General features: G+C 71.6%; 4 protein-coding genes and 1 pseudogene. 1 reads left to right on the forward strand and 4 read right to left on the reverse strand.

Features of this window, described 5'->3' with window-relative positions:
• The first annotated feature begins 121 nt into the window (after nucleotides 1–121).
• Nucleotides 122–1,363: an activator-dependent family glycosyltransferase gene (locus tag AOK15_RS39495; RefSeq protein ID WP_055523859.1), complete on the forward strand. Its 1,242-nt coding sequence runs from the start codon at nucleotides 122–124 to the stop codon at nucleotides 1,361–1,363.
• A 98-nt stretch (nucleotides 1,364–1,461) separates the two neighbouring features.
• On the opposite strand, the gene rfbH is transcribed toward AOK15_RS39495, so the two are convergent.
• The 4 genes and pseudogenes from rfbH to AOK15_RS39515 all read right to left on the reverse strand — a co-directional run.
• On the reverse strand, nucleotides 1,462–2,781 hold the full coding sequence (gene rfbH, locus AOK15_RS39500) for a lipopolysaccharide biosynthesis protein RfbH (RefSeq protein WP_055523861.1): 1,320 nt from the start codon (nucleotides 2,779–2,781) through the stop codon (nucleotides 1,462–1,464).
• Nucleotides 2,778–3,929 carry a DegT/DnrJ/EryC1/StrS family aminotransferase gene (locus AOK15_RS39505; protein WP_055523863.1) on the reverse strand — a complete coding sequence of 384 codons (1,152 nt, stop codon included), beginning with the start codon at nucleotides 3,927–3,929 and terminating at the stop codon, nucleotides 2,778–2,780. The genes rfbH and AOK15_RS39505 overlap by 4 nt, the downstream gene beginning before the upstream one ends.
• Nucleotides 3,926–4,681: a class I SAM-dependent DNA methyltransferase gene (locus AOK15_RS39510; protein ID WP_055523865.1), complete on the reverse strand. Its 756-nt coding sequence runs from the start codon at nucleotides 4,679–4,681 to the stop codon at nucleotides 3,926–3,928. The genes AOK15_RS39505 and AOK15_RS39510 overlap by 4 nt, the downstream gene beginning before the upstream one ends.
• Before the next feature lie 59 nt (nucleotides 4,682–4,740).
• Nucleotides 4,741–4,923, reverse strand: a pseudogene (locus AOK15_RS39515) (dTDP-4-keto-6-deoxy-D-glucose epimerase); the annotation flags it as partial.

The following is a 4,923-nucleotide window of genomic DNA, read 5'->3' on the forward strand; positions in this document are numbered from 1 at the left end:
CGTAGGGGTGGGGCCGATAGGGGTTGGCGTGCGGGCCGCGGCGGGCCAGCCTTGCTGCCAGGTGCCGGTCCGGCTGCCGGGGGCGCGGCCCCTTCGCCCACCGAACGGAAGGTTCCGCCCGATGCGGGTGCTCTTCGCGACCCATGCCGAGAAAAGCCACTTCTACAGCATGATCCCGCTCGCCTGGGCGCTGCGCGCGGCGGGGCACGACGTCTATGTGGCCTCGCAGCCCGCGCTGACCGAGGCGGTCACTCAGGCCGGGCTCACCGCGGTGCCCGTGGGTGAGGACCACACCTTCCTCAAGCAGCTCCAGGAGGCCGGCCAGGCCGACTACTCGGGTGGCTTCGGGCAGGACGGTGTCATCGAACCGCCCGACACCTGGGAGGGCCAGGGCCCGCTGTACCGGGCTTTCGTCGACTTCTACATGCGGGGCGTCAACAACGACGCGTTCGTCACCGGGCTGGTCGACTTCGCCCGGCACTTCCGCCCGGACCTGGTCGTCTGGGAGCCCTACACCTTCGCCGGCCCGGTGGCCGCACGTGCCGTCGGCGCGGCCCACGCACGGCTGGTGTTCAGTCCGGACCTGTTCCAGCAGATGCGGCGGACGTTCCTGCGGCTGCGTCACGAGGCGCCCGAGGAGCAGCGCACCGACCCTCTGGAGCCGTGGCTCGGGCCGCTGTCGGAGCGGTTCGGCGCAGGCCCCTTCGCCGAGGACATGGCCGTGGGGCAGTGGACCATCGACACGGTCCCGGAGGACGTCCGGTTCCCCTTGGACGTGCGGCGGGTTCCCATGCGGTACGTGGCCTACAACGGGCCTGCCACGGTGCCGCGTTGGCTGCACGAGCCGCCCTCACGGCCCCGCGTGTGCCTGACCGGCGGGACCACCTTGCGCAACCAGGCGGGCCACGACGCGTTCCCCCTCGCCGACCTGCGCATGTTCGAGGACCTGGACATCGAGCTGGTCGCGACGTTGCGGCAGGTCCCGGGCGCGGAGGAACCCGTGCCCGCCAACACGCGGCTCGTCGACTTCGTACCGCTGCTGGCGCTGCTGCCGAGTTGCTCGGCGGTCATCCACTATGCCGGGGGCGGCACATGGAACACGGCGCTCGGGGCGGGTGTGCCGCAGCTCGTGATCGCCAACACCTGGTACGGGCTGCACAAGGGCCGGCACCTGGAGAGCGTCGGCGCGGGCCTCCATGTCGCGGATCCGCGGGAGCTGCGCGCGCCGCTGGAGCGGCTGCTGCGGGAGCCGTCGTTCGGCGAGGCGGCGCGGCGGCTGCGGGACGAGGTGGTCCTGGCCCTGCCCGCGCCGAGCGAGGTGGTGCCGGTGCTGGAGAAGCTGACCGCGGAGCACCGGGCCTAGGTTCGTCGAAATGGACCTCCGGTGCGGCGAGGGCATGACGTCCTCGCCGCACCGGAGGTCTTGTGTGTCCGCGGGTGCCGGGCCGGGCTCCGGCACGGTCAGGGGTGGTTCGCCACGAACTCCCGCACCGACGAGACGACGTAGGCGAGCATCTCCTCGGTGAGCGCCGGGTACACCCCGATCCAGAAGGTGTGTTCGGTGACGATGTCGCTGTTGGTCAGGTCGCCGACCACCCGGTGGGGTTGGCCGAGGTAGGCCGGGTGCCGGGTGAGATTGCCGGCGAACAGGCGCCGGGTGCCGATCTTCCTGGCCTCCAGGAAGTCGACCAGCTCCGCACGGGTGAAGGGGGCTTCGGGGTCGACGGTGAGGGCGAACCCGAACCAGCTCGGGTCACTGCGGTCGGTGGCCCTCGGGAGCAGCAGGTGCGGTACGCCCTCCAGCCCCTCACGCAACTGTTTCCAGTTGCGGCGGCGGGTCGCGCAGAACGCGTCGAGCTTGTCGAGCTGTGTCAGGCCGAGGGCGGCCTGGATGTCGGTCGCCTTCAGGTTGTAACCGACGTGGGAGAAGATGTACTTGTGGTCGTACCCCTGGGGCAGGGTGCCCATCCGGTAGTCGAACCGCTTGAGGCACTTGTTGGTCTCGCCCGGCTCGCACCAGCAGTCCCGGCCCCAGTCCCGGAGTGACTCCACGATCCGCGCGAGCGCCAGGTTCGAGGTCAGCACGCATCCCCCCTCCCCCGTCGTCAGATGGTGCGCCGGGTAGAAGCTGACGGTGGTGAGGTCGCCGAAGGTGCCGGTCAGCCGTCCGTCGTAGGTGGATCCCACGGCGTCGCAGTTGTCCTCGACGAGGAAGAGGTCGTGCTCGGTGGCGAGCTGGGCGATCTCGGCGACCTCGAAGGGGTTGCCCAGGGCGTGGGCGATCATGATGGCGCGGGTGCGTGGTCCGATCGCCTCGGCGACACGGTCGGCGGTCGTGTTGTAGGTGCCGAGCTCGATGTCGACGAAGACGGGCAGGAGCCCGTTCTGGATGATCGGGTTGACCGTGGTGGGGAACCCGGCGGCGACCGTGATCACCTCGTCCCCCGGTCGCAGCCGGCGGTCCTCCAGCAGATGCGAGGTGAACGCCGTCATGGCCAGGAGGTTCGCGGAGGAGCCGGAGTTGGTCAGATGCGCCTTGCGGTGCCCCAGCCTGCGGGCGAACCGGGATTCGAACTTGCGGGCGCTGGGTCCCGCGGCGATCCGCATCTCCAGGGCGGCCTCGACCAGCGCGGCGCGGTCCCGCTCGTCCAGGACGGCACCCGCCGGCCATATCTCGGTGGTGCCCGGCACGAAGGAGCCCGGCTCCCGGGCCTCCATGTGGAACTTGGCCGTCTCGTCGAGGATCAGCTCCTTGTGGGCGTTCCCGCCACGGGTGTTCATGACGCGCCCTCTCCTCGACGGGACTCCATGACCTTGCGCAGCGCCGCCGTCACGGTGCTGACGTCCGCGTCGTCCAGGCCGGGGTGGAGCGGCAGGCACAGCGTGCGCTCCGCGGCCTCCTCGGAGCGCGGCAGCCGCTGCCCGGTCGCGCCGTAGACGGGGACCTTGTGCAGCGGCGGGTAGCGGAAGGTGGTGTAGACGCCGGCCGCGTACAGCTCGCTCGCGATCTCGTCCCGGAGGCCGGGGGCCACTTGCACCCAGTAGAAGTAGTACGTGGAGTGGTGCCCCTCGGGCAGCGGCGGGGGGAGCGACAGGCCCGGTACGCCGGCCAGTTCACGGTCGTAGAGCCGGACGATCTCGCGGCGGCGTGCCACGAGGCCGGACAGGCGGCTCAGTTGCACGGTGCCGATGGCGGCCGTCAGGTCGTTGCCGACGATGCGTCGGCCGACCTCGGGGACGTCCAGCTCCCACCAGCGGGACGACACCCCGGCCTGTCCGAAGCCGCTCGGCCGGGCGAGCCCGTGGTAGGCCAGCCGCCGGGCGCGGGCGGCCTGGTCGGCGTCGCGGGCGTACAGCATGCCGCCGTCGCCGCAGACGAGGACCTTCATGGCGTCGAAGCTCCACACCGCGAGGTCGCCGAAGGTGCCCACCGCCGTGCCGTCGATGTGGGACGCCACGGCGCAGGCGGCGTCCTCGATCAGGGCGATGCCCCGCTCCCGGCAGAGGTCCGCGATCGCCGCGATGTCGCCCGGGTAGCCACCGTAGTGCAGCACCATGACGGCCTTGGTACGCGGGGTGACGGCGCGGGCGATGTCGTCCGCGGTGGGGTTGAGGGTGCGGGGGTCGACCTCGCAGAAGACGGGTCGGGCGCCGCGGGCCGCGACGGCGTTCGCGGCGGCGACGAAGCTGAGGGACGGCAGGACCACCTCGTCGCCCTCGCCGAGCCCGAGCAGTTCGGTGGACAGGAACAGTCCGGCGGTCGCGCAGTTGATGAAGACCAGGCGGTCCGGCTCCACCCCCAGGTGCTCGGCGAACTTCTCCTCGAACGCCCTGGTGCGCGGTCCGTGGCCGATCCAGTTGCTCCGGAACACCTCGGCGACGGCGGCCAGTTCCTCCTCGCCCAGGCCGGGCTGGAACACCTGGATCACGACGCCCCCCGAGGGGAGACCCCGACGAAGAGGCCACGGCCGTTGGGGCCGCCCTCCAGGTACTCCACGGTCAGCCCGGCGCCCCGGAACGCTGCCTCGTACTCGGCGGCGGCGAAGAGCGACAACATCTCGTACGAGGTGAACTCGCTGATCCCCCTCGCGCTGTCCGCGACGGTGTAGCGCACGGTCATACGGGTGCGGTCGCCGTCGCGGACGGAGTGGGACAGCCGGCTGACGACCCGGCCCTCCTCCTCGGCGACGGCTCCCGCGACGAAGCCCTCCAGGAACTTCTCGGGGAACCACCAGGGTTCGAGAACCAGCACCCCGCCGGGTTCGAGGTGCCGTGCCATCCGGCGCAGGGCCCGGTTCAGTTCGTCGGCGGTCGCCATGTAGGCCACCGAGAAGCACAGACAGGTGACGGCGGAGTAGGTGCGGCCCAGGTCGAAGGTCCGCATGTCCCCGTGGTGGACGGTGACGTCGGACAGCCGGTTCCGCGCGATCCTCAGCATGCCGTCGGAGAGTTCCACTCCCTCGACGTGCCGGAAGCGGCTGCCGAAGCTCTCCAGGTGCTTGCCGGTGCCGCAGGCCACGTCCAGGAGCGAGGCCGCGTCCGGGTGGCGGTCGGCGACGAGCGCGGCGATCGCCTCCGCCTCCGCGGCCCAGTCCCTGCTGCGAGCGGTGTGGATGAGGTCGTAGACATCGGCGTGTTCGTCGCTGTAGGCAGTGACCGGTCGGGGGGTGACGGAGGTCAAGGGGTTCCCTTCCTTGGTGGGGGTGAGCGTGCCGGGCGCACGAGGGGGGCGGGGGTCCATCACAGGGGGCTGGCCACGTACCCGAAGTTCTTCTCGATCTCGCGGCAGGTCGCGTAGGCGGGCAGCAGGCCGCGGTCGAGTGCCTCGCGCGCGGTGGGGGCCTCGCGGTCGCGGGCGGAGACGGTGAGCTCGCCCGGCCCGCCGACGGGCAGCCCGAGGGCGGGGTCCAGCGCCGACACGGC

Origin of the sequence: Streptomyces ossamyceticus (assembly GCF_001418475.1) — a bacterium.
Lineage (GTDB): Bacteria > Actinomycetota > Actinomycetes > Streptomycetales > Streptomycetaceae > Streptomyces > Streptomyces ossamyceticus.